This is a genomic window from Nesterenkonia sp. PF2B19, from assembly GCF_001758425.2.
Taxonomy (GTDB): domain Bacteria; phylum Actinomycetota; class Actinomycetes; order Actinomycetales; family Micrococcaceae; genus Nesterenkonia; species Nesterenkonia aethiopica.
In genome coordinates this window covers 19,676-46,406 of the sequence record NZ_MDSS02000015.1, presented here as the reverse complement: position 1 = coordinate 46,406, position 26,731 = coordinate 19,676, and the positions used below count along the sequence as shown (strand labels likewise).

The window sequence follows — 26,731 nt, the reverse complement described above, 5'->3', positions numbered from 1 at the left end:
TGCTGCTGATGAGGGTGAGAGGGGATGGGCAGGGTGGGGTCAGTCGGCCTTGCCGAAGACCGGGTTGTGGACCTCACCGAGGTTGATGTGGACCGCCTGCTGGTCCGTGTAGAAGTCCAGGGAGCGGTACCCGCCCTCGTGGCCGAGCCCGGAGGCCTTGACCCCGCCGAAGGGGGTGCGCAGGTCTCGGACGTTGTTGGAGTTCAGCCACACCATGCCGGCCTCCACGGCCTGGGCGATGTTGTGGGACCGCTTGAGGTCGTTGGTCCAGATGTAGGCGGCCAGCCCGTAGCGGGTGTCATTGGCCAGAGCGAGCGCCTCCTCCTCCGTGTCGAAGGGGGTGATGGCGACGACCGGACCGAAGATCTCCTCCTGGAAGATCCGCGCGGTGGGCGGCACGTCGGCGAAGACGGTGGGGGCGACGAAGTTCCCGGTCTCGAAGCCCTCGGGGCGATCGCCGCCGGCCACCAGGCGTCCCTCGGTCTTGCCCAGCTCCACGTAGCTCATGACCTTCTCGTAGTGCTCCGGGTGCACCAGGGCGCCCACCTCGGTGGTCTTCTGGTGCGGCAGCCCGACCTTCACCCGCTTCGCCTGGGCGGCGTAGCGCTCCACGAACTCGTCGTAGACCTCCCGCTGGACGAGGATCCGCGAACCGGCGGTGCAGCGCTCCCCGTTGAGGGAGAACACCCCGAAGATGGTGGCGTTGACAGCGGCCTCCAGGTCGGCGTCGGCGAAGACGATCGCCGGGGACTTCCCTCCCAGCTCCATGGACAGGCCCTTCAGGTACGGGGCCGCGTTGGCGAAGATCAGCTGACCGGTGGCGGACTCGCCGGTGAAGGAGATCAGCGGGACCTCCGGGTGCTTGACGAGGGCGTCGCCGGCCTGCTCACCGAAGCCGTTGACCAGGTTGAACACGCCCTGCGGCAGCCCGGCCTCCTCGAAGATGCCGGCCCACAGGCCGGCGGAGAGCGGGGTGAACTCCGCCGGCTTGAGCACCACCGTGTTACCGGCCGCGATGGCCGGGGCGAGCTTCCAGCTCTCCAGCATGAACGGGGTGTTCCAGGGGGTGATGAGACCGGCGACGCCGATGGGCTTGCGGTTCACATAGTTCACCTGCCGGCCGGGCACCTTGTAGACGTCGTCGGCCTGCGCGACGATCAGGTCCGCGAAGAACCGGAAGTTCTCGGCGGTCCGGCGGGCCTGACCGAGAGCCTGGGTGATCGGCAGGCCGGAGTCGAAGGACTCCAGCTCGGCGAGCCGATCTCCGCGGGTCTCCACCAGGTCCGCGATGCGGTGCAGCACCCGGGAGCGCTCGCGGGGGAGCATGCGCGGCCAGGGCCCTTCGGTGAAGGCGCGCCGTGCGGCGGCCACGGCATGGTCGACGTCGGCGGCCTTGCCGGAGGCGGCCTGGATGTAGGTCTCGTTGGTGACCGGGTCGAGCACGTCGAAGGTGTCGCCGTCGGCGGAGTCCACGAACTGGCCGTCGATGTAGTGCTGGATGCTCTGCGGCAGATCCTCCGGCAGGCGGTGGGCGTCGGCGTCGGTGCCGGGGGTCGAGGTCTGGGTCTCGAGGGAGTTCATCGGGCGTCCTCTCACTGCGGGGTGTCAGGGGTCAGGTTCTGCTCGTGGCTGCGGTAGGCCTCCACGGTGCGCCATTTGTGGCGGCGGACCGCCATCTCGATCTCCACCGGGTCTGCCTGGGCCCGGATCAGCGCCAGGATCTCCTCGTGCTCGGCCACGGAGAGCGGGGCCCGTTCCGGCACGAAGCTGAAGGTGGAGCTGCGCAGCCCGGAGAGTCGGTTCCAGCCGCGGTCCACCAGATCGGCGATGTGCGGGTTCGGGCAGCGGTGCACCAGGGCGCGGTGGAACTTCTCGTTCAGCGCGGTGAACACGGTGGGCTCGAAGTGGTCCAGCAGCGCGCGCATCTGCTCGTTGATGGACTCGGCCCGGGCGATGTCAGCCTCGGTCAGGCGTCCGAGGGACAGCGAGGTGGCCGCGCCCTCGAGCACGCCGAGGGTCTGCATGGTGTCGATGTACTCGCTCTGGTCCACCATGGCCACCCGGGCGCCGATGTTGCGTTCGAACTCGACGAGTCCCTCGGCCTCCAGGCGCCGCACAGCCTCCCGGACCGGGACCGTGCTGACGCCGAGCTCCTTGGCGATGGTGCCCAGCACCAGGCGGTAGCCCGGGTTGAAGTCCCGGGCGATGATGCGCTCCCGGATCCAGCGGTAGGTCTTCTCCGACTTGGAGGCCTGCTCGTCGATGCGCAGGGTGCTCATGCCTGGTCCTGCGTCACGGTCGCCCCGCCGGCCGTCTCGGCCTCGTAGCGGGCCCGCCACTGCGCGTTCATGGGGAACAGGCCGTCCACCGGGTGGCCGGAGGTGACCTGCTCGGCGACCCAAGCGTCTTCGGCCTCCTTGGCCAGGGCGGCGTCGGCGACCTCCTCGGCGATCTCCGGGGGCAGGACGACGACGCCGTCGTCGTCGCCGACGATGACATCACCGGGCTGGACGGCGGCCCCGCCGCAGGCGATGGTGACGTCCACGTCCCAGGGGACATGTCGGCGCCCGAGCACGGCGGGGTGGGGCCCTGGCAGAACACGGGGAGGTCGATCTCGGCGACGGTCGCGTGGTCCCGGACCCCGCCGTCGGTGACGACACCGGCGGCACCGCGGGCCTGGGCGCGCAGAGCGAGGATGTCGCCCAGGGTGCCTGAGCCGGTCTCCCCGCGGGCCTCGATGACGATCACCTCACCGGCGCCGACGTCGTCGAAGACGCGTTTCTGCGCGTTGTAGCCGCCGCCGTGGCTGCGGAACAGGTCTTCGCGTGCCGGGATGAAGCGCAGAGTGCGTGCAGTGCCGACCATCTTCCGTCCCGCACGGGTGGGGCGCAGACCGTCGATGGTGACGGTGTTGTAGCCGCGGCGGCGCATCTCCTGGGTCAGGCCCGCCACCGGAGCAGACTCCAGCTTCTCCCGCAGGGCCTCAGCGACCCCGGTGGTGTGCTCCGGCAGCCCGGCAGCCTGGCGCGATCCCCAGGCCTCCTCGCGCTGGAGGTCGTCCACGCGCGGCAGGCTCCCGAGGTCGGGATCGAAGTCTCCGGGCCCTTTGACGATCGGGGTGCGCAGTCGGCCGCTGGAGCGCGGGGCCTGCTCGGGGTCTCCCACGACGTCGACCTCCACCTCGACGACGTCGCCGGGCTGAGCCACCGAGGCGCCGGCGGGGGTGCCGGTGAGGATGATGTCTCCGGGCTCCAAGGTCAGATGCTGGGAGAGGTCCGCCACGAGCTGGGGGAGGGGGAAGATCATGCCGGCCGACGTGTCCTCTTGGACGAGGTGGCCGTTCTTCCAGGTGCGGATGCGCAGGGCGGAGGGGTCGACGTCGGCGGCGGGGATCAGCTGCGGGGCGAGCGGGGTGTAGCCGTCCCGCCCCTTGTTGCGGACGTTGGAGCCTTTGTCGTTGCCGCGCAGGTCATACAGGCCGAGGTCGTCGGCGGCGGTGATCCAACCGACATGCGCCCACGCCTCATCCCGGGCGAGGCGGCGGGCGCGGCGCCCGATGACCAGGGCGATCTCCCCCTCGAAGCCCAGCAGCTCCGTACCGGCCGGGCGCTCGACGGCGGCCTCGGTCGGCGCCAGTGAGCTGGCCGGCTTGAAGAAGTAGGACGGGGCCGCGGGGCGGCGTCCGCGCTGCTCGGCCCGAGAGGCGTAGCTGATGTGGACGGCGATGACCTTGCCCGCGTGGACCCTCATGAGGTCCTGCGAGGTGCTGGGGGTGTCCAGGTCGCTGGAGGTGTCCAAAGAAGCTCCTTCGCTCCGTACATGGGCCGTGCGTGGCGGCGTCGTCGGGTCTGCGCCGGGCACTGAATGCCGACATCAGATCATATCGAGGATCGTATATTATCCGTGTCCTGCGACACAAGAGGTCTGTGCTGGCGGTCAGGGCGGGGCGGGAGGAGGCGTCAGCCGATGTTCGCCTGCCGCGCATGCTCGTAGATCTCCGGCCGGCGTCGCTGCAGATACGAGGCCCAGGCGAGGCCGATCGCCCCGGAGGCGACGATGGTGCCCGGGATGACGATCACCAGGGCGGAGAAGCCGTCGGCCTCGATCATGGTGTCGAAGTTGGCCATGATGAGCAGCGCGATGATGCCGAAACCGATCGCGGCGACCAGCGGCGCCACCCTGCGCACGAAGAACGGGTGCTGGTCGGGGTCCTCGCCGAGGCGACGCATGATCGCCACGGAGGTCACGCACAGCAGGATCACCATGCCGAACCCTGCGGCGTTGGTCAGCCAGGGGAACATCGTCAGTACCGGATACAGGGCTCCGAGGTCCGAGCCGGCCCCGGCCACGGTGAAGAGGAGGATGAAGAGCAGGCCCAGCGAAGACTGTGTCAGCGACCCGGCCACGGGAGCGCCGTTGCGGGGTCCGGTCCTCCCCAGCGCCTGGGGGAGGACTCGGGCTCGGCCCATGGAGAAGAAGTATCGGGCCGCGGCGTTGTGGAAGGCGATCATGGCAGCCAGGATGCTGGTCAGGAAGAGCAGGGCCGCCATGTTCGAGGCCATCGCCGGCACATGCTGGCCCAGGAAGACGAACATCAGGTCCGGCCCCCACCGCTGCGACTGCTCCACCATCTGCGAGGTTCCGACGCCCAGTGAGAACGCCCAGGCCGAGAAGGCGTAGAACGCCGCGATGATGCCGACGGCGATGTAGGTCGCCGTGGCGACGGAGCGCCGAGGGTCCTTGGCCTCCTCGGAGTAGATGGCGCCAGACTCGAAGCCCATGAAGGCGGCGATGCCGAAGGCCAACAGCGCCCCGAAGCTCCCGGTCAGCCAGTGCTCCGGGAGGAAAGCCTCCGCGCTGATGCCTTCAGGTGCCACGGAGAAGGAGAGTGCGCTGACGGCGATGACGATGACGAATTCGAGCGCCACGATCACGGCGAGCACCTTGGCGTTGAGGTCCACCGTGTTGACTCCCAGCGCGCCGACGATCAGCCATCCCGCCAGGGCGCACAGCCACCAGGGGGCCTCGAGCCCGGTGAGCTCTCCCAGGACGGAGGATGCAGTGAATCCGAAGACCCCGTAGAGGCCGATCTGCATGGCGTTGTAGGTCACCAGTGCGAGGAAGGAGGTGCCGATGCCCGCCCGGATGCCGAGCCCCGCGGCCACATAGGCGTAGAAGGCTCCCGCATTCTGGATCAGCGCGCTCATCCTGCCGTAGCCGATGGCGAAGAAGATCAGGACGAGGCCCAGCAGGAGATAGCCGACCGGCACGCCGAGCTCTCCGGTGACCGCGAAGCTGGTGGTGGCTCCCCCGGCCAGGACGGTCAGCGGTGCGGAAGCGGCGATGATCAGGAAGACCAGGGCTGGGACGCCGAGCGTCCGCCGGGCGAGGGCTGTCTCCTCAGGGGTGCGGACGTCGTCGGGGGTGGGCGTCGGGGCGGTGGGGGAGTGTCTGCTCATGATGTGCTCCGTGCGGTCTTGGGGTGGATGGCCTCAGTCTCCGCCTCATGGTGGGGCGCGTCTTGTGTCAGCGTGCACACACGTTGTCCTGGTCCGTGCGGTGGGCGGTGCCGGGAGCGGTGCGCTGAACCTTGCCATCGGATATGAGCGGTGTCACACTTCTGGAGACGTCGTCGTCAGGACGCGGGCACCTTCTGCCATCGTTATTGAGCAATCGCTCAAGAATCAGAGGTGTTCCGCAGATGTCCCAGGAGGGGCCATGAATCAGCAGTGTGACAACGGAGCAGTCCTGGACCTGCCCCGGTCCGGCCTCGATCTGCCCTCCTGGCGGGCCGCCATCGGATCCTCGGTGGTGCCCCTGGACATCCAGGCCGAAGGTGGCATTCCCTTCCGTGGCCACCTGCGCAGCTCCACCGTGGACGACGTCGGGCTCTTCCAGCTGGTCACCACGCCGCACCGCGTGACCCGAACCCCCGGGCTGATCTCCGCCGACGACGCCCGGTTCTACAAGATCAGCCTGCAGCTGGCCGGGCGCGGCATCCTGGAGCAGGACGGGCGTCGGGCGAGCCTCGGGCCGGGCGACCTCGCCATCTATGACACGCACAGGCCCTACCGGCTGCATTTCGCGGAGCCGAGCCAGGCGATGGTGATGATCTTCCCCCAGGAGATGGTCGACCTCGCGCCGGAGGAGGTCGCCCAGGTCACGGCGAGCTGCTTTCCCCAGGATCGCGGGTTCGGGCGCATGATCAACCCGTTCTTCATGGAGCTGGGGCGGGATCTCGACCAGCTCTCCAGCACCTACTCGGCGCGTCTGGTGCATCTGGCGCTGGACCTGATGGTCACCATGCTCTCCCAGGAGCTGGATGAGCGTCACGCCGCTGAGGCGTCCTCGTCCCGGCATCTGGGCCGTGAGATCAGGGAGCACATCCTGCGGCATCTGGGCGACGAGGACCTGTCACCGGCCTCGATCGCCGCAGCCCATTACATCTCGGTGCGTCACCTGTACACCATCTTCTCCGCGGAGGGTCAGACCGTCTCCGCCTGGATCCGCTCACGGCGACTGGAGCACATCCGGCGGGATCTCGCCGACCCGCTGCTGGCTGATCGCCCGATCTCAGCCGTGGCCGGGCGATGGGGGCTCCATGACGCTGCCCACTTCTCCCGAGTGTTCAAGGCAGAGTTCGGCGAGTCGCCCAGCGCCTACCGCCGGCGGCATCAGGCGCCCGCCCTGTCTCTGGCGGGATGATCGCCCGGCCCGACGCGGCGGCCGGCGCGGTGCACGCTCTGCAGTGCGTGACCTGCGTCATCGGGCGCGCGTGCCGATGGAACAGCATGCTCATCAGCTCGCCGCGTGAGGTGGTGCAGGTCTTGGCCAGGGTCGACTTGATGTGGTCGCGCACCGTGTGCTCGGAGATGAAGAGTCGGGTCGCGATGTCCGCGGTGCGCCGCCCCTGGGAGAGTTCGGCGAGCACCTCCTGCTCCCGCGCCGTGAGCCCATAGGCGGAGACCACCATCGGCATGACATCCGTGGGGCGAGACGGCTCGATGACCAGGACGATTCCGGAGAGGCTCCCGTCGCTGGCCAGCGTGCAGTCTCCCGTGATCGTCAGCCAGCGTCCGGACCGACCATGCAGCCGCGTCATCGGGGCCAGGCCGCCGTCCGCGTCCTCCGCCCGGGCCCGGGCCCGGGTGGCGACCATATAGGCCTCGCCCGGCAGCACCGTGTGCTGACCCGCACGGATGGGATGAGCCCACAGGTCACCGAGCCACTGCACGGCAGACTCCGTCATGGACACGACCTGCCCGAGCGGATCGAGGGAGACGACGCCTGCGACCCAGCCCTCGGCCTCGGCACGCACCGACGAGACCGTGCACCGCTGGAATCCGGCGGCGATCAGCGGACGGACCTGGTCCAGCCACGCCAGGGCTCCGTCGTCGAAATCCTCCTCACGGTCTTCTCGGAGGAAACTGCCCATGCCCCAGCATGCCCCGTTGATCGAGAAGGTCGTCCGCAGTTCGGGGCCGAATCCCGAGGGCCGGTACAGGCGCTCGTGCCGAGGGCTCAGCTGCGGATGGCCCTGGGTGACGCGGTGCAACGTCGAGGCGGCTGCCCCGGTGCGATGCAGATCGGCGAACTTGTTGAAGTCCTGCTCGAGGAACTCGTTGTGCATCCACGGTGCGCACATCTCCTCCGGGAGGTCCTCGATCACGGCAGCAGTGGAGAACAGGAGCGTGTCAGGGTCAGTGGCGCTGAGCACCATCCCGGACATCCCCAGGGCGTCGTGGAGCGGTTCGCGCAGCCCCTCCACGAGCTCGGCAGTGCTCCCGGCATCGGTGCAGACCTCGGCGACGCGTCCGGCGGCGCCGCTCCTGCTCCGTCGGCGCCGGATCACCGGAGGCGAGCCTGAAGGCACCATGACCCTGATGCTCGTCCCACCCGGGGACAGAGTCAACGGTTGCGGGTCCCCCTGTCCAAGATCCCCCAGGTGAGGGGGAGTCGGACCGGAAGATGCCCCGGCCGGGGGATGGTGAGCGGAGCCTCCGCGCAGGACGCTGGAGACCCGCGGAGGACTGCCGAAGGACCCAGGCGCCCGATGAACGGCCTCGGCGGAGATCCTCAAGGAGACGATCATGTCCATCCAGACCTCCCTCCCGGGCGTCGACGCCCTCCGCACGGCATGCACCGGGGCCGTTCTCCTCCCTCACGACCCGCCGTACTCCGGCGCCTGTGCCGGATGGAACCTGGCGTGGACCCAGCGTCCGGGGATCGCCGTGGCGGCCTCCACCGTCGACGACGTCGTCCACGCCGTCCGTTTCGCCGAGACTCACGGGTTGGCCGTCTCGGTGCAGAACACCGGCCACGGAGTGACGATCCCGGCCGATGACGAGACGCTGCTCATCCTGACGCGCGGGCTGGACGGCGTGGCCATCGATGTCGAGTCCCAGCAGGCCACACTCGGTGGAGGCACGACGTGGACGCCCGTTCTGGAGGCCGCACAGCGGTACGGCCTCGCGCCGCTGCTCGGCTCGGCTCCGCATGTCGGCACCGTCGGATTCAGTCTTGGGGGAGGCTTCGGCTGGCTCGCGCGGAAGTACGGGCTCGCCGTCGACGCCGTCCGCTCCCTGACCGTCGTGGTCGCCGGGGGACGGCTCGTGACGACCTCGCCCTCTGCCGAGCCTGACCTGTTCTGGGCGCTGTGCGGTACCGCAGGCAGCGGGCTCGGCGTCGTCGTGGAGATGACGGTGGACCTGGTGCCGGTCGACATGGTCTACGCCGGGAACCTGTTCTACCCCGTGGAGGACGCGGAGCAGGTCTTCGACCGCTATGTGGACTGGTCCGAGGGCTGCCCGGAGGAGCTCACCAGCGCGTTCAACATCACGGCGTTCCCGCCGCTGGAGATCGTCCCGGAGCCCCTGCGAGGGAAGACCTTCGTGCTCGTCCGCGGCTGCTTCGCCGGCACGGAGGAAGCGGGGCCCAGCGAGGGACGACGGCTCGTCGACCGATGGCGCGCCTGGCGCAGACCCCTGATGGACACGTGGGCCAGCATCCCGTTCTCCCGGGCGGCCGAGATCTCCATGGATCCGGTGGATCCCCTGCCGGCGGCCAGCAGCGGCCGGTGGCTCGACCGACTGGACCGAGGGGTCTTCGAGGCGATGCGTGACGCCGTCGTCGCGGGCGGCGCGGCGTCCCCCGTCCTGTTCGCCGAGACCCGTCACGCAGGAGGTGCCATCAGCCGGCGTCGACCGGAGGTCAGCTTCGCCGCACGAGAGGGTGGTCGGATGCTCGAACTCGTCGGACTGATCACCAGCCCGGAGTCTGACACCGAGCTCGCACGGCGCTTCTCCGAGACCTGGCGGCGGGTGGACTCCCGGCTTGCGGCGCTGCCGGGCTATCTGAACTTCGTCGAGGGACACGAGAAGATCCAGATCGCCCGGCAGGCCTTCGACGCCGGCACGGCGAAGCGGCTCCGCGCGGTCAAAGACCGGTACGACCCGCAGGACGTGTTCCGCCGGGGGATTCCGCTCGGCGGGCCGCCCCTCGCCTGAGGGCCGGAGGAGGTGTGGGGTCGACGCGTGACGGGTGGTCCGGGCGTCGTCCCCGTCCCGGATGGTCCGATGCGGCAGAATCAGCCCCATGCCGAAGAAGGTCGACCGCCGCGCACGCCGAGAAGAGATCGTCCGCACCTACCTGAAGATCGCCGCCCGGGACGGCATGGAGGCCGCCACCACGCGGGCCCTGGCCGCCGAGCTCGGCGTCGCCGTCGGGTCCCTGTGGCACTACTTCTCCGGCTTCGACGAGGTGCTCTCCCAGGCCTTCGAGATGATCTTCCAGCGCACCGACGCACGCATCGCCCGGCGGGTGGACGACTCCGCCGGGCTGGACGCGCTGCGCGCCATGCTCGAAGAGGTCCTGCCGATCGGCGGCGTCCCCCGCGATGAGGCCTATGTGGTGGTCAGCTTCTGGGGGCGCGTCGCGGCGAACCCCAGTGTGGGCAGCCTGCAGGTCGCGGTCGAGCACCAATGGCGCCGGCAGATGGCCGGATACCTCAGGGAGGCGGTCGATGCGGAGGAGCTGCACCCGGAGGCGCCGGTGGAGGACATCGCCGATGCGCTGCTGTACCTGGTCACCGCCTCACAGTTCGAACGAGTGCTCGGCACGCGCCTGGGCCAAGAGGCCAGGCTCTGGCAGATCGTGCGCCACCACCTGGCCCCCTGGATGACCGAGCAGGCGGCTCAGCAGTGGCAGCCGCCGTCGTCCTGGGGTGATGCGCCGGAGGGGGAGGCTTCCGGCGCGCCCGAGGCCTGACAGTGCCCACCGGACTCCGGCGGGACGTCCAGGGTGGGGTTGCGGTCGAAGAACCCGTTCGGCGTCATGCGGAATCCCGCGTAGTCCACCGGCATGATCGGCCAGTCCTCGGTGCGGGGGAAATGGGTGAGGCCGAAGGTGTGCCAGAGCACCACGTCCTCCCCGTCGAGTGCTCGGTCCTGCGCCGCATACCGGGGGAGGCCGTCGTCGCCGGGGTTGAGGTTGACGAGCCGGCCGGCGGGGTACAGCTCCTCGGCGTCGTACCGGGTCACCCACAGGTGATGCGCGGCGAAGGCCGCGCGACGCCGGATCGGGGAATCGTCGGCCGCCAGCAGCGTGGGTGAATCTTCCGCGTGGAGCACGTAGGCGGTCGGCTGCCCCAGGCGGTTGGTGCCCTCGGTGCTGCTGATGCGCCAGAGGCGACCTGAGGAGCCGGCCGCATCGCGGATCGCCTGCTGTTCGGAGGGGAGTCGGGTGATCGTGCGGTTGAACGCGTTGCCCCACGGATTGCTCTGCGAGGTGGGCTCGCGGACGACGTCGATCTCGTCCACCGCGTTCGCGGTGCCGTCGACCATCATGTCCATCCGCGCGCAGAACAGGTGCTGGTGGATCGGGGCGCCGAGCCCCGGGGCGATCTCGGTGGAGTACGGGTAGTCGCCGCCGGGGTGGGCGTTGGTGAATACGATGCCGGTCGCTTTGGACTCCAGCTCGATCTTCCCGTCCAGGTACAGGTGCCAGTAGAAGCCGTAGTCGTAGTTGCCCACGGTGACGAAGAAGGAGATGACCAGGCGCCGCTGGCGGCGGACCTCCGAGCTGCCGGAGAAGTCGTCGGTGTGCTTCCACAGGATGCCGTAGTCCTCCTCGTGGAGGCAGATGGCGTTCGGCAACGTCTGCGGGCGCCCGAAGTCATCGGCGACGACGGCGTCCACATAGGTGATCTCCCCCTTGCAGTCGCAGCCCAGCTCCAAAGCGTTGGCGAGCCGTCCGAACTGGAACTCGCCGACGTCGTAGTAGTTCTGCCAGGCGTTGGTGGGGGAGGGGTCCCCGTAGTTGACCACCATCTCCGCCACGGAGCCGCGGTACATGATGGGGCGTCGGCGGCCCTGGTCGGAGAAGGTGAGCTGATGCAGGGTCAGGCCCTCCCGGCCGTTGAACCCCAAGCGGACGCTCCAGTTCTCCCACTCCAGCACGCCGTCGTCCAGTGTGAAGCTGACTCCCTCGGGCTGGGTGATGGAGATGGGCTTCAGTGAGGTGCGGAGCTCGCCGCGCACGGCCGGGTCCAGGTAGTCGCCGGACTCTTCCGGCACGTGGGTCACCTCGGTCTCCACGACGCGCAGGACCTTCCGGTCGGTCATGTCGATGTGGGCGACCACGCCGCCGATCGGGTGGGCCCAGATGGAGTCGGTCGGGTAGTCCTGCCGGAAGGAGAGCGCGCGCAGGATGCGGTGGCCGCGCTCATCCTCGTAGCCGAAGACGCCGGCGGAGAGGCCGATGACGACCACTTTCTCGAGGTCGGTCACGCCACGGTGCTCCAAGGCCTCGACGTAGCGCGCGTCGGATTTGAGGACGTCGTCGACCCCGAAGAGCTCCTCCATGAAGATCGGGCCGGTGCCCTGCTCTGCGACGTCGACCGGCTGGTCGGAGACGATGGTGTCGCCGTCCAGGTCGACGATGACGTCACGGACCGCGTTGGTGGCCAGGTCGGTGACGACGAGCGAGGCCTGGCGGGGGAGCCGCTGGTCCGGCGTCCAGGCCAGGACCTTCTGCTTCTCCGGCTCACGCAGCATCAGGTAGCTCACCCGCGCGGAATCAGGCAGCAGGCCATGGTGCTCCAACACGGCGCGGATCCGGGAGATCTCCTCGGCGGAGAGAGGGGTCAGCGGGTGGGCGGCGGCATCGCCCGAGGTCTTGTCAGTCATCGAACTCCTCCTTATAGTTGAGCGCACGCTCAAAATAAATATGGCACAGTTCACAGCATTCAGGGAAGAGGTGACGCCCATGGCGCCCGTCGTCCTGCGTCGTGCCGCGGCGACCTGTGCGGCGCTCTCCGGCGTGGTGCACCTGGTCCTGCTGGGCCATGGAGGACTGCTGATGGGTCTCGTCATGGCTGCCATGGCCGTGGTGTGCCTGCCGTGCGCGGGCCACCTCTGGCGGGGCGAGTCCCTGCGCGCCTGGACGATGATCGCCGTCATGAATGCCGGGATGCTGATCCTGCATCTCGGTCTGATGAGGTCGAACGGCGCTGAGACGGGGAGCCCCGGAGAACTCGAGGCGGACGTGTCCCACCACGGCGGCGGCGTCGGGCCGGCCGAGCTGCACGAGCCGCTCATGCATCTCGCCCTCGGGTTCGCGACGGCGGAACTCCTGCTGGTGCTGGCGGCCATGTGCTGGCATCTGGGCTTGCGGCGAGAGACTCGGGCCGGGGAGACGGCGCGCTCCCGTCATAGAAGGCTGCAGGGGAAGACAACACCTTCCCGGCAGCCGTCGCGCACAGTGAAGTGAATGAAGCATTCCTGACGATGGAGGAGGAATCACAGCGATGACGACGCAGAACGTGCCCCAGAAGGTGTCCCTGCTGGAGCGGATCCAGCCGGCTGTTGGGGGGCGGGAGATCTTGGACCCGGCCACCGGGGAGGTGGTGGGTCGAGCCCCTGAGGCCACCGTGGAGGACCTCGATGCCGCCGTGGCCCGGGCCCGAGCGGCTCAGCCCGGATGGGCCGCCCGCTCGGATGCAGACCGGGCAGAACTGCTCAACGCGGCTGCTGAAGCGATCGAGGCCCATGCCGAGGAACTGGCGGTGCTGCTCTCCCGGGAACAGGGCAAACCCCTCAATGGGCCCAATGCCCGGTTCGAGGTCGGGGCCTGTGTGGCCTGGCTGCGCGCCACCGCGTCCTTCCCGGTGGAGCCGGAGGTCATCGTCGATGACGAATCCGGCCGGGCGGAGCTGCACCACCGCCCCCTGGGCGTGGTCGGGGCGATCGGGCCGTGGAACTGGCCGATGATGATCAGCATCTGGCAGATCGCTCCTTCCCTGCGGATGGGCAACACCGTGGTGATCAAACCCTCCGAATACACCCCGCTGTCGGTGCTGGGACTGGTCGAGGTGCTCAACACGGTGCTCGATCCTGATGTGCTCATCGCCGTGCCCGGGCGCGGAGACACCGGGGACCGACTCACTCGGCACCCTGACATCGCCAAGATCATGTTCACCGGCTCCACCCCCACGGGCAAGAAGATCATCGCCGCAGCCTCCGAGACCGTGAAGCGGCTGACCATGGAACTGGGCGGCAACGACGCCGGCATCGTCCTGGACGACGCTTACCCGACCGCGATCGCCGAAGACCTCTTCTGGGGGGCATTCATCAACACCGGGCAGACCTGCGCGGCCATGAAACGCCTCTATGTCCCCGATGCCCTCTATGACCAGGTCTGTGACGCTCTGGTGGCGATCGCCGGGCAGATGCCCATGGGAGTCGGGCTCGATGAGGCCAATGTGCTGGGCCCGGTGCAGAACCGTGCCCAGTGGGAGATCGTGGACCGGCTGGTCACCGCGGCCCAGGACTCCGGGGCCAGGATCCTCATCGGAGGAGACCCAGACCCCGAGGTCATCGCGGGGCGCGGTGGACATTTCTACCCGACCACCCTGGTGGCCGACATCGAGGAAGACAACCCTCTGGTGGTCGAGGAGCAGTTCGGGCCGGTGCTGCCGATCATCCGCTACACCGATCTGGAACAGGCCATCACCGCGGCCAATGCTCTGGAGGTCGGGCTGGGCTCCTCGGTCTGGTCCTCGGACCTGGACCGGGCCCGGGCGGTGGCGGCCCGGTTGGAGGCCGGTACCACCTGGATCAACAAGCATGGTGCGGTCGATCCTCGGATCCCCTTCGGTGGGGCCAAGGAATCCGGGTTCGGTCTTGAGTTCGGCACTCACGGGCTGCGTGAAGTCTCTCAGTCCCACGTCATCGCCTGGTAGACCCACCGTCATGTTGCCTCAGCGGCCCAGCACGGTCTGCATCTCGTCGTCAGCGGAGTCGACGTGCTGAGTCTGGGTGACTTTTTGAACTGACCAACCGTTCGGTCAATAAATCTGGTACATTCTGTCGCAGAGGTGAGCTGCATCACACGATCCGGCCCCTTTGCCGGCGGCCCGTCCGCATCGACCGCACCCGGAGAGCACATGAGCCAGACGATCTATCTCAGCACCGAAGGCCATGAGATGACCCGCGAGGAGAAGAAGGTCCTCGCCGGGACGCTCGTGGGCACCACCATCGAGTGGTACGACTTCTTCATCTACGCGCAGGCGGCAGGCTTCGTGCTCGCCGTGCTGTACTTCGAGCCTCTCGGCCAGGAGAACCAGGCGTTGGCGCAGATCGTCGCCTGGGCCTCCATCGGCATCTCCTTCCTCTTCCGACCCCTCGGCGCCATCCTGGCCGGCTGGCTGGGGGACAGGTTCGGACGCAAGATCGTCCTGGTCATCACGCTGATGGGCATGGGCGGAGCGACCGTGCTCATCGGCCTGCTGCCCACCTACGCCACCCTGGGCATCGCCGCGCCGATGATCCTGATCTTCCTGCGGATCCTGCAGGGACTCTCCGCCGGCGGGGAGTGGGGCGGTGCCGCGCTGCTGTCGGTGGAGCACGCCCCGCGCCACAAGCGCGGCCTCTTCGGCGCCTATCCGCAGATCGGCGTCCCGCTGGGGATGCTGCTGGCCACCGGGTTCATGTTCGGCCTCAACGCCGTCACCACTGAGGAGCAGTTCCTCGAATGGGGCTGGCGCGTGCCGTTCCTGTTCTCCTTCGTGCTGATCATCGTCGGCTACCTGATCCGGGTGAAGGTCGACGAGTCCCCGGTGTTCACCGAGATGAAGGAGCGGAAGAAGGAGTCTTCGGCCCCGCTGAAGGAGCTGGTGACCACCCATAAGAAGTACACCTTCCTGGCCGCGCTGATCTTCGCCGCCAACAACGCCGCCGGCTACTTGGTCATCGCCTTCTTCGCCGCCTACGGCGTCAGCCACCTGGGTATGGAGCGCACCGAGACGCTCATCGCCTCGCTCATCGGAGGCGTGGGCTGGTTCTGCTTCACCCTCTTCGGCGGCTGGGTCTCCGACCGCATCGGCCGAGTGCGCACCTTCCAGATCGGCTACGGCATCATCATCGTCTGGGCGGTGCCCATGTGGTTCCTCCTGGACACCGCCTCCCTGCCGCTGTTCGCCCTGGCGATCTTCGTGCTCACCGTGGGCCTCGGACCCTCCTACGGCCCGCAGTCCGCGCTCTACGCCGAGATGTTCCCGGTGGCCATCCGCTTCTCCGGGGTCTCCATCGGCTACGCGCTCGGCTCGATCATCGGTGGGGCCTTCGCCGCCACGATCGCCCAGACCATCCTGGACACCACCGGAAAGTCCTGGCTGATCGGCGTCTACATCGCGGCCCTGGCCGTGATGTCCTTCCTGGCGGTCTCGGTGGTTCCGAAGCGCCTGCAGGGCATCAACCTGACCGACGACAGCGACCGCGAAGAGCTCACCATCCTGAAGTCTTCGCGCTGACACGCCCGCCGAGGGCAGACAATCGGCGCCGACGTCGCGCATGATGTCAGTCATGGATCGCTCACCAGCGCTGATGACTGATCCGCACCACAGATGAGGAGAACCCCCATGCGACACCACAGCACCATTCTGAGGCTCTCGGCCGCCACGGCCGCCGCCGCTCTGCTGCTCACCGCCTGCGACGGCGGCGGCGAGGGAGAGGACGGCGGCGACGACGGCGACAGCTACTCCATCGGCATCACCCAGATCGTCTCCCACCCCTCGCTGGACGCCGCCCGCGAAGGCTTCAAGGCGGCCTTCGAGGACGCCGGCGTCGAGGTGGACTGGGACGAGCAGAACGCCCAGAACGATCAGGCCACCGCCACCAACATCGCCGGCACCTTCGCCACCGCAGGCCATGACCTGGTCCACGCGATCGCCACCCCCACCGCCCAGGCGGCCGCCCAGTCCATCACCGACATCCCGATCGTCTTCTCCTCGGTGACCGAGCCGCAGGAGGCCGGCCTGGTGGACGACTGGGACGCCCCGGGCGGCAACGTCACCGGCGCCTCGGACATGAACCCGGTGGCCGACCAGCTGGAGCTGCTCCAGGAGATCGCCCCGGACGTCGAGTCGGTCGGCATCGTCTACTCCTCCGGCGAGGTCAACGCGGCCGTCCAGGTGGAACTGGCGCACGAGGCCGCCGAGGAGCTGGGCCTAGAGATCCACGAGGCCACCGTCTCGAACTCCGCAGAGGTCCAGCAGGGCGTGGAGTCGCTGAGTGTGGACGCGATCTACGTGCCCACCGACAACGCCGTCGTCTCGGCTCTGGAGTCGGTGCTGCAGTACTCGCACCAGAACCAGATCCCCGTCATCGCGGCCGAGGGCGACTCGGTGCAGCGCGGGGCGCTGGCCACCTACGGCATCAACTACGAGAACCTGGGCCGCCAGGCCGGGGAGATGGCGCTGCGGATCCTCCAGGATGGCGAGGACCCGGCCGAGATGCCCGTGGAGACCGGTGAGGTCCTCGAGCTGGTCGTCAACCCGGAGGCCGCCGAGCAGATGGGCATCGAGCTCGACGACGAGCTGCTCGACCGGGCCGACGGCGTGGTCGGCGAGGATCTCGAGGAGCTGGACCCCGAGGACGGCGACGAGGACTCGGATGAGGACTCTGAGGACGACGTCGACGAGGACGACGAGTGACCCTGACGCCGATCACGCACGCGTAGGATCACCCAGAGACAGAATCCAGGACGGGCATCGGCCTGGCCCACCAGGCCGAGCCGGTGCCCGTTCCCTGGGCGGACGTGGAGACGTCGTCGGGCGGGACCCGGCCGACGACGGCGGATGAGGACAGATGATCACAGCACTTGAGCTCGGGCTGATCTACGCGATCATGGCCCTGGGCGTCTACCTGACCTTCAGGATCCTGAACTTCCCCGACCTGACGGTGGACGGTTCGTTCACCTCGGGCGCGGCGACGGCGGCGATCCTGATCACCAACGGGGTCAACCCCTTCCTGGCGACGGCGGCGGCGTTCGTCGTCGGCTGCCTGGCCGGCCTGATCACCGGGCTGCTGCACACCAAGGGCAACATCAACGGCCTGCTGGCCGGCATCCTGACGATGATCGGGCTCTATTCGATCAACCTGCGCATCATGGGCGGGGCCAATGTGCCCCTGCTGGGGCAGGACACCATGATCAGCGCGCTGCGCTCCGTGGCCGGGGTCGGCTGGACCTCCGTGCTGGTGCTCGCCGCGGTGGCGGTGATCTTCAAGCTCGTCATGGACTGGTATCTCCACACGGACAACGGCCTGGCACTGCAGGCCACCGGCGACAACGAGCAGATGATCCGCTCCTTCGCGGTCTCCACCGACCGGCAGAAGATCACCGGACTGATGCTCTCCAACGGGCTGGTCGGCATCTCCGGCGCCGTGGTGGCCCAGCATCAGGGCTTCGCCGACATCGGCATGGGCATCGGTCTGATCCTGGTGGGCCTGGCCTCGGTGATCGTCGGTCAGGCGATCTTCGGCACCCGCACCGTCTTCCAGGCGACCCTGGCGGTCGTCCTGGGGGCCGTCATCTACCGCCTGGCCATCCAGCTGGCCCTCAACGTGGGGCTGAACCCGAACGACATGAAGCTGATGTCCGCGGTGCTGGTGGTGGCCGCCCTGCTGCTGCCGCAGTGGAAGGCTTCGCCAAGCTCACCCGCCGTCGCAAGGGGCGCTCAGCGCTGAACGCCGCCGCCGAGGCCACGCTGACCTCCGACGCCGCTGCCGGCGCCGGCAAGAAGGGAGCCTGACATGCTGAGCATCACCTCCGTGTCCAAGACGTTCTTCCCCGGCACGGTCAACGAGCGTCGGGCCCTGGTGGACGTGGACCTCGAGATGGCCGAGGGCGACTTCGTCACCGTGATCGGCTCCAACGGGGCCGGGAAGTCCACCCTGCTGAACACCGTGGCGGGCCGGATCATCCAGGACGACGGCGTCGTCGCCCTCGACGGCAAGGACGTCAGTCGACTCAAGGAGCACCAGCGCGCGGCGCGGGTGGGCCGGGTCTTCCAGGACCCCATGGCCGGCACCGCCCCGAACCTCACCATCGAGGAGAACCTCTCCCTGGCCGACCGTCGCGGCAAGATGCGCGGCCTGGCCCGGGGTGTGACCAAGGCGAAGCGCGAGCGGTTCGCCGAGGCGCTGACCCAGCTGGAGCTGGGCCTGGAGAAGCGTCTCAAGACCAAGGTCGGGCTGCTCTCCGGCGGGCAGCGGCAGGCGCTGAGCCTGCTCATGGCCACCTACTCCGACCCCCGGGTGCTGCTGCTGGACGAGCACACCGCCGCCCTGGACCCGCAGCGGGCGGAGCTGGTCACCCGGCTCACCCGCTCCGTGGTGGAGGAGAAGGGGCTGACCACCCTGATGGTCACCCACAACATGGTCCAAGCCTTGGAGGTGGGCAACCGGCTGATCATGATGCACGAGGGTCGGATCATCCTCGACGTCGATGCTGAGCGGAAGTCTCAGATGACCCCGGAGGACCTGCTGGCCGAGTTCGGCAAGCTCAAGGGCGCCGTCGTCGACGACAAGACGATGCTGCAGTAGACGCACTCCGTCACCGTTGAGCTGGTGCGTTTCCACCGGAATCAGGCGCTGTCGAGCGTCATTCGGGCGGGAACGCACCAGCTCAGCGCGTTTCGGGGTCGTGCTGACGGCTGGTCGCAATCTGGGCACTGGCGCTTGCGTCGGCTTTCAGGACGAAGATTGAAGCCGACAGTGTAAGTTTCGTGTGTGGAGCTGCTCGACCGAGCCGAGTCAAACGAGACCTGACAACGAATGGATTGGCGCTCATCGACCGTGCGTAGAATTCTGCGGGCCATCTACGAATCATATTGCGACCTTGCCCGGTCTCTGACAGTTAGATCCTGACGAATCCACGCCGTGAGCGCAAGTACATGCCTTGATGTGATGTATGTCATGATGTAGTCTGCCTCGTGTCCTAGAATAGGGCAATTTCGTTTACTTGAGAGTCGAGGTTGATGCACTATGAGGTCTCTATCTAAATTTGTTATTGGCGCAATTTTTGCAGGGATATTTATTACGGCAGTTCCCCAAGCTGCTTCCGCGGCACCAATCGGATGCTCCATTGTCTCTCATCCCACTTCTCCGCAGCACGGTAGGGCATCCTATTGCTCGGGAGGGAATGGCTTGCACAGAATTGTCCTAACATGCAGCACCGGGAGTCTTTATGGTAGTCAGACCTATCGGGTGTATGGCCCGTGGGCGGGTTCGGGAAGTTATTCCGGGGCTACTTGCATGTCTGGCAAGTCGAGCGGATTTTATAGAAGCTCAACGATGGAGCGCATAAGCTTCTAATTGCATTGCCGAATGATTTGGATTGTTGCTTAATGTGATTAAGTGACTATTTGTTTCGCCTGATTCACGGTTTCGTCGATGAGCGCTCCTTGAGCAGCTCCGCCTGAGTTGGTGCGTTCTGAGGGGGTGCCGTGGGGGCCATGACTGCTGACGCGCTGATGCTCCTGTCCGCCAACCCGCTGGTTCCGGCCGGGTTTGAGGCCGTCGCCAGCGGAGCAGGGCTTCTGACGCTCGCCCTGCTCGTCTGGGCGCTGGTGGAGATCTTTCGCTGCCCCGGCCTGGCCCCCGGGTGGAAGCTGGTGCTGGGGCTGCTGGCGTTCACGTTGCCGTTCTTCGGTCCCCTCACCGCGGTGGTCATGGCACGTTCGCACCGTCGGCGGGTGGAGTCCGGGGAGCTCGCGCTCACAGCGATGGCGCCGCGGGGCCGATGAGCGCAGGCTCTGCCACGGCCAGCAGGCAAGCGTCCGCTCGGGGCGGTGTGCCAGGCCCACGGCCCGCTCTCACAGGTCGACGTCGTCGCCGAACCAGGGTTCCGTGATCTCATCGTAGGTGCCGTCGTTCAGGGCCATGACCAGCCACTGGTCCACATAGTGCTTCATCACGGTGTCGCCGCGCGGAAGCATATAGGCCTTCTCGAAGTAGTCGAAGGGCTCGTCCGGATTCACAGCGCAGAGCTCGTCATACTCGTGGGCGATCCACAGCACCTCGGAGCGGTCGGTGGTCATGACGTCGGCCTCGCCGTCGACGATCTGGTCGAAGATCGTCAGATTGTCATGGGTGACCAGGTCCCCGTCGGGGTAGTGCTCCTGGGCGAAGATCTCGTTGGTCCCGCCGCTGGGCATGATCGAGGTGACGTCAGGGTCGTTGATCTGCTCGATCGTGCGGTACTCGTCCACGTTCTCACAGCGCGTGATCGGGGTCTTGCCGTCCTCCATCAGCGGTGCGGAGAAGAACACCTGCTCGGACCGCGCCGTGTTGATCGAGATGCCGCCGACGGCGATGTCGCATTCGGCCAGATAGTCGTCCATGAGGTCGTCCCAGGTGGTCTGCACCCAGTCGATCTCCACCGCGAGGTGCTCGGCGAGGTCCCGAGCCATGTCGACGTCGATGCCGGTGTACTCGCCGGTCTCCTCGTCGAGTTCGGTGAAGGGCGGGTAGTCGCCGGTGGTGCACACCGCCAGCGAGCCGGCGTCGAGGACCTCGTCCAGCCGAGAGGTGTCCTCGACGGCCGGTGGGGCGGCCTGCTCAGTGCTGCCCTCGGTGCTGCCCTCGGTGCTGCCCTCGGTGCTGTCCTCCGCAGAAGCGTCGGCACCAGCGTCGACGTCGGCCTCAGAAGCCGGGGAGCAGGCGGCGAGCAGCGCGACGGCGACGCCGGCGGCCGTCAGCAGCGCCGCGGTGGGTGTCAGAGCGGTGGGGTGGGATGTCATAGGACCTTCCGAGTCGAGTTCAGGGTGGTGGGGGAGCTCAGGACACGATCAGGAGCGTTGCGGCGAAGACGAGGCCGGAGGCGATGAGCACGATCGTGGTGTAGCCGAGGATGTCGCGCATCTTCAGCCCGGCGATGGCCAGCAGCGGCAGCGCCCAGAACGGCTGGATCATGTTCGTCCACTGGTCGCCGTAGGCCACCGCCATGATCGCCACTGCCGGATCGGTGCCCAGGGACTCGGCCGCCTCCAGCAGGATCGGCGCCTGCACGGCGATCTGCCCGCCGCCGGAGGGGACGAAGAAGTTCACGATCCCGGCCGAGAGGAACGCCCACAGCGCGAAGGTCTGGTCCGTGGAGATCGCCACGAACGCCTCGGAGAACACCTGCATCAGCCCGGTGCCGGCCATGATGCCCAGGATCCCGGCGTAGAGCGGGAACTGCAGCAGGATGTCGCCCACGTTTGCGGCGGCCTCCTTGGTCAGCGCCAGCAGCTCGAAGGGGCTGCGCACCAGCAGCATGATCAGCGTCAGGAAGCTCCAGTTGACGATGTCCAGGGTCAGTCCGCCTCCGCCGGAGAAGTGGATGGCCAGGTAGCTGACCAGCATGAGCCCCACCAGCAGCGTGGGGAGGCGGCTGGCGTCCACGCGGTCGGCCGGAGTGGCGACGGCGTCGTCGACCTCCGTGTCCTGCAGGCGCGCGTCCACACCCAGCGGGACGACGTCGTGGGGATTGCGGGGCGCGATGAGCGTGAGCGCGCCGGCGACCACGAGGATCGTCACCGCGGCGGCGATCAGGTTCCAGCTGGAGAACACCGTCTCCGTGATGGACAGCGGCTCGCCGAGGACATCGGCCACGAAGGAGTCCGGCGTGGCGGCGGTCAGCGGTCCGGAGGCCGAGTACCCCATGTGCCACACCACGAAGCCGGAGAATCCGGCGGCCACCAGCATCGGGAAGTGCACCGGCATCTCCCGACGGCGGGCCTGTTCGGCGACCTCCCGGGCCATCAGACCGCCCACCACGAGTCCCAGCCCCCAGGTGATCAGCGAAGCCAGGGCGGCGATCAGGAACACGAACAGGTAGGCCTGCATGGGGGTCCGCGGGACCTGGGCCAGCCGGCGCAGCAGGGCGCGGACCGGACGGGTGCTGGCCAGGATGTAGCCCAGGAACAGGATCAGCGCGATCTGCGTCATGAACTCCAGCAGACCCGCCAGACCGAGGCCCCATTCCTCGACCACCTGCACCGGGCCGGCGTCGGTGAGCAGCAGGGCGAGCACCGCGACGATGATGGTCAGCCCGATCGCGAAGACCAGGGCAGAAGGGATCAGCTTCTCGACCAACGCGTTCAGCGGTCGCATGACGGGGCCGAGCAGGGCTCCGCCTCCCGCGCTGGGCTTCTGGCCTGAGGGGGCAGCGTTCACGGCATCCTCCTTGATGGTGAGACTGAGGCGTCAGTGACAGGGGAGGGGTGATCCCTGAGTGACGTGGCTCACCTCACCTTAGCCAGTCGACCGCCCTGACGGCCGGGCGACCCGCTGGGTGCAGTGCAGGCGACCATCTGGTGATTGACCTCACAGCCCGGGCGTGGAAGAGTGTTCAGGTGAACGATCGGTCAGTAATTCCGGTCCGGCGACCTGCCGCCGCCCTGCAGCCCTCACCGACAGTCGGAGGAACCCCGTGACCACCCCCGCCTTCCTCGTCTCCGGGACACGCACGCCCGTCGGCCGCTACGGCGGCGCGCTGTCCTCCGTCCGGCCCGACGACCTCGCCGCCCTGGTGGTGCGCACCGTCGTCGAGGACGCCGGCATCGACCCTGCCGCCGTGGACGAGGTCATCCTCGGCAACGCCAACGGCGCGGGCGAGGAGAACCGCAATGTGGCCCGCATGGCCTGGCTGCTGGCCGGGTTCCCCGAGACCGTCCCGGGCATCACCGTCAACCGGCTGTGCGCCTCCGGGATGAGCGCCATCGCTCAGGCGCACCACATGATCGCCGCCGGTGCCGCGGACCTCGTCGTCGCCGGGGGAGTGGAATCCATGTCGCGGGCCCCCTGGGTGATGGCCAAACCCACCCGCGGCTTCGGCAAGCCCGGGGAGATCGTCGACACCTCCATCGGCTGGCGCTTCGTGAACCCGACGTTCCTCACCATCGACAAGCGGACCTACTCCATGCCGGAGACCGCCGAGGAGGTCGCCCGGGTGGAAGGCGTCACCCGGGAGGAGGCCGACGCCTTCGCGGTGGAGTCCCAGCGTCGGGCGGCCGCCGCCGTCGACGCCGGCCGGCTGGCCCGCGAGATCACACCCGTGGAGGTCCCCGGGCGCAAAGGCGCGGTGACCGTCGTCGACACCGACGAGGGGCCCCGGCCCGGCATCAGCATGGAGGACCTGGCCGGTCTGCGACCGGTGGTGGGCGGCGGCGACGTGGTCACCGCCGGCAACTCCTCGTCCCTGAATGACGGAGCCTCCGCCGTCATCGTCGCCTCCGAAGCCGCCGTCGAACAGTACGGGCTCACCCCCCGGGCGCGGATCGCCGGCGGGGCCAACGCCGGCCTGGCCCCCGAGATCATGGGCATGGGGCCCGTGCCGGCCAGCACCAAGGCCCTCAAGCGTGCCGGCTGGGACATCGGCACGGTGGAGGCCGTGGAGCTCAACGAGGCCTTCGCCACCCAGTCCCTGGCCTGCATCCGACGCCTGGGCCTGGACCCCGCACTGGTCAACGCCGACGGCGGCGCGATCGCCCTCGGCCACCCGCTGGGCTCCTCCGGGGCGCGCATCGTGCTCACCCTGGCCCGCCGCATGGAGGACGAAGGCGCCCGCCGCGGCCTGGCCAGCATGTGCGTGGGAGTCGGCCAGGGGTCGGCGATGCTGCTGGAGGCGGTGTGACCATGACCGAGACCCGTGTGCCGCACGCCTCCGACCAGAACGGACCCCGGCTCGACGCCGCCGACTTCACCACCCTGCGCATCACCGAGGCCGAGGACCGCCTCCACGCCCGACTCGACCGGCCCGAGGTCCGCAACGCCATCGACGCGACCATGGTCGACGAGCTCCACGCGCTCTGCGCCCACCTGGAGCACCACCCGAAGATCCTCATCCTCTCCGGCACCGACCCGGACCCGCAGACCGGCCGGCCGGGAGTCTTCGCCTCCGGAGCCGACATCGGCCAGCTGCGTGCACGCCGCCGCGACGACGCCCTGCGCGGGGTCAACTCCACTGCCTTCGACCGCCTCGCCAAACTCCCCATGCCGGTCATCGCCGCCCTGGACGGCTACGCCCTCGGCGGCGGGGCCGAGCTCGCCTGGGCCGCCGACTTCCGACTCGGCACGCGTGAGCTGAGGATCGGCCAGCCGGAGACCGGACTGGGCATCATCCCCGCCGCCGGGGCCCTGTGGCGGCTGCGCGAGCTCGCCGGGGAAGCGATGGCCAAGGAGATCCTGCTGGCTGGGCGCATCCTCGACGCCGAGGAGGCTCTGGCCCATGGGCTCCTCAACGCCGTGCACCCGGCGGAGGAGCTGCTGGAGGCCGCCGATGCGCTCGCCGATCGGATCGCGAGGCAGGACCCGCTGGCGGTACGGATCTCCAAGCAGGTCTTCCACATGCCGCGGGAGGCCCACCCGCAGATCGACAACCTCGCCCAGGCGATCCTCTTCGAGTCCGAGGCGAAGTTCGACCGCATGCAGGCCTTCCTGGATCGGAAGCGACGCCAGGCCGCCGAGAAGAACACCGGAGACGACGCATGAGCACCCCACAGACCGTTGAGCCCGCCCGAGACGCCACCCTGCCCGACGTCGTCGGTGTCCTGGGCGGAGGGCGCATGGGCGGAGGCATCGCCCACGCGTTCCTCATCTCCGGAGCCGAGGAGGTCGTCGTCGTCGACGTCTCTGCGGAGGCGGCGGAGGCCGCCCGTGGGCGCATCGAGGCCGACGTCGCCGCCTCCCTGGACCGCGGCAAGATCAGCGGCGAGCTGACCGACTGGACGGCGAAGCTCACCACCACCGACGACGTGACCGCCTTCGCCCGCTGCGGGCTGGTCATCGAGGCTGTGCCGGAGGACATGGCGCTGAAGACCTCCTCCCTGCGCCGGGCGGAGCAGCAGCTCTCCGCGGAGGCGTGGCTGGCCACCAACACCAGCTCGCTGTCCGTGACCGGACTGGCCGAGCACCTGCAGCGCCCCGAGCGGTTCTGCGGACTGCACTTCTTCAACCCTGTGCCGGCCTCCAAGCTCGTGGAGGTGGTGCTCGCCGAGACCACCGGCGAGGAGCTGACTCGCCGCAGCCCGCAGTGGGTACAGGCGCTGGGCAAGACGCCGGTGGTGGTGAACGACGCTCCGGGCTTCGCCTCCTCCCGGCTGGGGGTCGCGATCGGACTCGAAGCCATCCGGATGGTGGAGGAGGGCGTGGCGAGCCCGCAGGACATCGACAACGCCATGGTGCTGGGCTACAAGTTCCCGATCGGTCCCCTCGCGCTGACCGACATCGTGGGCCTGGACATACGGCTCGGGATCGCCGAGTACCTCGAGTCCCAGCTGGGGGAGCGCTTCGCCCCGCCGCAGCTGATGCGGGACATGGTGGCCCGTGGAGAGCTCGGGAGGAAGACCGGCAAGGGCTTCTACGACTACCCTCAGGACTGACCCGCCGGCCCTCCTGATCCGGATGTCCCTATCCGGCTATCCTGATCGGGCTGTCCTGATCGGGCTGTCCTGAAGCGGACTCCCTGAGGTGGCCGGCGACGAGCACACAGGAGGTGCCCTGAGCGCACGCCAGGACGCAGCGGAGCCGCGACCCTTCGGCCCTGGCCGGTGGAGGAGTCGACGACGGCGCGGGGCCTGCACGCCGTCGTCGCGGCCCTGTGTGCCGTGGGCCTGGTGACCTCGGTGCACCTGGGGTGGACCACGGAGACCAGCCTGCCCGTCGGGGTCGGCTATCACGGAGGATTCGCCGCCGGGTGGGAGCACACCCTCAACCAGCCCGCCTACTTCACAGTGCTCTCCGGGTTCCTGGCCTGCCTGACCTCGGCGATGCTGGCGGTTCGGGTGCCTCGGACCTCCACGGTCTTCCATGCCCTGCGGCTCTGCGCGGTGGTGAGCGTGATCATCACCGGAGTGGTGTTCAACCTGCTCCTGCGGGGCCCGGACGTGCTCACCGGGGTGCGGTGGGTCAATGACACGGTGCTGCATGTCATCGTGCCGATCCTGGTGCCGGCCGTCTGGCTGCTGGTCGGGCCGCGAGGAGTCATCACCGGCAAGGTGGTGGCGCTGTCCCTGCTGGTGCCGTTGGGCTGGCTGGCCGTCACCCTCGGACGAGGGCCGCTGATCGACTGGTACCCCTATGACATCCTCGACGTCCCCGGGATGGGCTACGCCGGGGTCGGGGTGTACGTCGGCGCCATCCTGGGCGGGTATCTGCTGCTGGCGTGCCTGCTGTGGGCGGTGGATCGCCTGCTCGCGCGCGTGCCTGGGTGAGGTGCTGCGGCTCGGCTCGATGCGGTTCGCCTCGAGGAGTCATTCTCCCGCACATCAGGGAGGGCTGACGCGCGGCGGGGTCTATCGGTGGTTGCACCGGCCTGTGGCGTGAGGGAAAGTGACTCCTCGATGGAGACAGCGTCCAGGTGAAGGATTCTGACGAGACGGCCGGGACGCGGCCACCGCTGCGTGGAGTCA

21 protein-coding genes and 1 pseudogene are annotated in these 26,731 nt (G+C 68.5%); 14 read left to right on the top strand and 8 right to left on the bottom strand.

The genetic code is table 11. The features are described from left to right. Positions 1-39: 39 nt before the first annotated feature. The 4 genes and pseudogenes from hpaE to BCY76_RS06530 all read right to left on the bottom strand — a co-directional run bounded on the left by hpaE (position 40) and on the right by BCY76_RS06530 (position 5,459). Positions 40-1,581: a 5-carboxymethyl-2-hydroxymuconate semialdehyde dehydrogenase gene (gene hpaE / locus BCY76_RS06545; RefSeq protein WP_070158924.1), complete on the bottom strand. Its 1,542-nt coding sequence runs from the start codon at positions 1,579-1,581 to the stop codon at positions 40-42. Positions 1,582-1,592: 11 nt separating this feature from the next. Further along, positions 1,593-2,279: a GntR family transcriptional regulator gene (locus tag BCY76_RS06540; protein ID WP_070158925.1), complete on the bottom strand. Its 687-nt coding sequence runs from the start codon at positions 2,277-2,279 to the stop codon at positions 1,593-1,595. Continuing rightward, positions 2,276-3,750: pseudogene (locus tag BCY76_RS06535) on the bottom strand (fumarylacetoacetate hydrolase family protein). Before BCY76_RS06535 ends, BCY76_RS06540 begins: the two are co-directional and overlap by 4 nt. Before the next feature lie 209 nt (positions 3,751-3,959). Next, positions 3,960-5,459, bottom strand: a complete 1,500-nt coding sequence (locus BCY76_RS06530) for an APC family permease (RefSeq protein ID WP_085437391.1) — start codon at positions 5,457-5,459, stop codon at positions 3,960-3,962. A 259-nt stretch (positions 5,460-5,718) separates the two neighbouring features. On the opposite strand from BCY76_RS06530, the gene BCY76_RS06525 reads away from it, so the two are divergent. Beyond that, positions 5,719-6,705, top strand: coding sequence for a helix-turn-helix domain-containing protein (locus tag BCY76_RS06525; protein WP_070158926.1), 987 nt, complete (start codon positions 5,719-5,721; stop codon positions 6,703-6,705). Here the strand turns inward: BCY76_RS06525 and BCY76_RS06520 are convergent. Beyond that, entirely contained in the window at positions 6,629-7,876 is a 1,248-nt protein-coding gene (locus BCY76_RS06520) for a helix-turn-helix transcriptional regulator (protein ID WP_070158927.1), read from the bottom strand. The two genes, BCY76_RS06525 and BCY76_RS06520, sit on opposite strands and share 77 nt — an antisense overlap. Before the next feature lie 214 nt (positions 7,877-8,090). On the opposite strand from BCY76_RS06520, the gene BCY76_RS06515 reads away from it, so the two are divergent. Then, positions 8,091-9,506 carry an FAD-binding oxidoreductase gene (locus tag BCY76_RS06515; RefSeq protein ID WP_085437389.1) on the top strand — a complete coding sequence of 472 codons (1,416 nt, stop codon included), beginning with the start codon at positions 8,091-8,093 and terminating at the stop codon, positions 9,504-9,506. A gap of 88 nt (positions 9,507-9,594) precedes the next feature. Beyond that, entirely contained in the window at positions 9,595-10,266 is a 672-nt protein-coding gene (locus BCY76_RS06510; protein WP_070158929.1) for a TetR/AcrR family transcriptional regulator, read from the top strand. On the opposite strand, the gene BCY76_RS06505 is transcribed toward BCY76_RS06510, so the two are convergent. Beyond that, on the bottom strand, positions 10,194-12,185 hold the full coding sequence (locus tag BCY76_RS06505) for a primary-amine oxidase (protein ID WP_070158930.1): 1,992 nt from the start codon (positions 12,183-12,185) through the stop codon (positions 10,194-10,196). The two genes, BCY76_RS06510 and BCY76_RS06505, sit on opposite strands and share 73 nt — an antisense overlap. A 79-nt stretch (positions 12,186-12,264) precedes the next feature. Here BCY76_RS06505 and BCY76_RS06500 point away from each other — a divergent pair, with 79 nt between their 5' ends. From BCY76_RS06500 to BCY76_RS06470, 7 genes are all read left to right on the top strand, one after another. Then, the gene (locus BCY76_RS06500) at positions 12,265-12,768 is read left to right on the top strand and encodes a hypothetical protein (protein ID WP_070158931.1); all 504 of its coding nucleotides are present in this window, start codon (positions 12,265-12,267) and stop codon (positions 12,766-12,768) included. Positions 12,769-12,805: 37 nt separating this feature from the next. Then, complete coding sequence (locus BCY76_RS06495; protein WP_070158932.1) at positions 12,806-14,239, top strand: aldehyde dehydrogenase family protein; 1,434 nt, start codon at positions 12,806-12,808, stop codon at positions 14,237-14,239. 204 nt (positions 14,240-14,443) lie between these two features. After that, entirely contained in the window at positions 14,444-15,808 is a 1,365-nt protein-coding gene (locus BCY76_RS06490; RefSeq protein ID WP_070158933.1) for an MFS transporter, read from the top strand. 108 nt (positions 15,809-15,916) lie between these two features. Beyond that, the gene (locus tag BCY76_RS06485; protein ID WP_070158934.1) at positions 15,917-16,990 is read left to right on the top strand and encodes an ABC transporter substrate-binding protein; all 1,074 of its coding nucleotides are present in this window, start codon (positions 15,917-15,919) and stop codon (positions 16,988-16,990) included. 154 nt (positions 16,991-17,144) lie between these two features. After that, complete coding sequence (locus BCY76_RS06480) at positions 17,145-18,023, top strand: ABC transporter permease (RefSeq protein ID WP_085437383.1); 879 nt, start codon at positions 17,145-17,147, stop codon at positions 18,021-18,023. Positions 18,024-18,089: 66 nt separating this feature from the next. Next, positions 18,090-18,881, top strand: a complete 792-nt coding sequence (locus BCY76_RS06475) for an ABC transporter ATP-binding protein (protein ID WP_070158935.1) — start codon at positions 18,090-18,092, stop codon at positions 18,879-18,881. 911 nt (positions 18,882-19,792) lie between these two features. Continuing rightward, entirely contained in the window at positions 19,793-20,083 is a 291-nt protein-coding gene (locus BCY76_RS06470; RefSeq protein WP_070158936.1) for a hypothetical protein, read from the top strand. 69 nt (positions 20,084-20,152) lie between these two features. Here BCY76_RS06470 and BCY76_RS06465 read toward each other — a convergent pair whose 3' ends face one another. Together BCY76_RS06465 and BCY76_RS06460 are read right to left on the bottom strand one after the other, a co-directional pair. Next, a complete protein-coding gene (locus BCY76_RS06465; RefSeq protein ID WP_139827657.1) occupies positions 20,153-21,079 on the bottom strand; it encodes a transporter substrate-binding domain-containing protein in 927 nt (308 codons plus the stop codon). 37 nt (positions 21,080-21,116) lie between these two features. Next, entirely contained in the window at positions 21,117-22,433 is a 1,317-nt protein-coding gene (locus BCY76_RS06460; RefSeq protein WP_070158948.1) for a short-chain fatty acid transporter, read from the bottom strand. A gap of 319 nt (positions 22,434-22,752) precedes the next feature. Between BCY76_RS06460 and BCY76_RS06455 the strand changes: the two genes are divergently transcribed. From BCY76_RS06455 to BCY76_RS06440, 4 genes are all read left to right on the top strand, one after another. Continuing rightward, a complete protein-coding gene (locus BCY76_RS06455) occupies positions 22,753-23,955 on the top strand; it encodes a thiolase family protein (RefSeq protein WP_070158937.1) in 1,203 nt (400 codons plus the stop codon). 2 nt (positions 23,956-23,957) lie between these two features. Then, the gene (locus BCY76_RS06450; RefSeq protein ID WP_070158949.1) at positions 23,958-24,812 is read left to right on the top strand and encodes an enoyl-CoA hydratase/isomerase family protein; all 855 of its coding nucleotides are present in this window, start codon (positions 23,958-23,960) and stop codon (positions 24,810-24,812) included. Further along, a complete protein-coding gene (locus BCY76_RS06445) occupies positions 24,809-25,702 on the top strand; it encodes a 3-hydroxyacyl-CoA dehydrogenase family protein (RefSeq protein WP_085437381.1) in 894 nt (297 codons plus the stop codon). The genes BCY76_RS06450 and BCY76_RS06445 overlap by 4 nt, the downstream gene beginning before the upstream one ends. Before the next feature lie 168 nt (positions 25,703-25,870). Further along, entirely contained in the window at positions 25,871-26,533 is a 663-nt protein-coding gene (locus BCY76_RS06440) for a Pr6Pr family membrane protein (RefSeq protein WP_070158938.1), read from the top strand. Positions 26,534-26,731 lie beyond the last annotated feature (198 nt).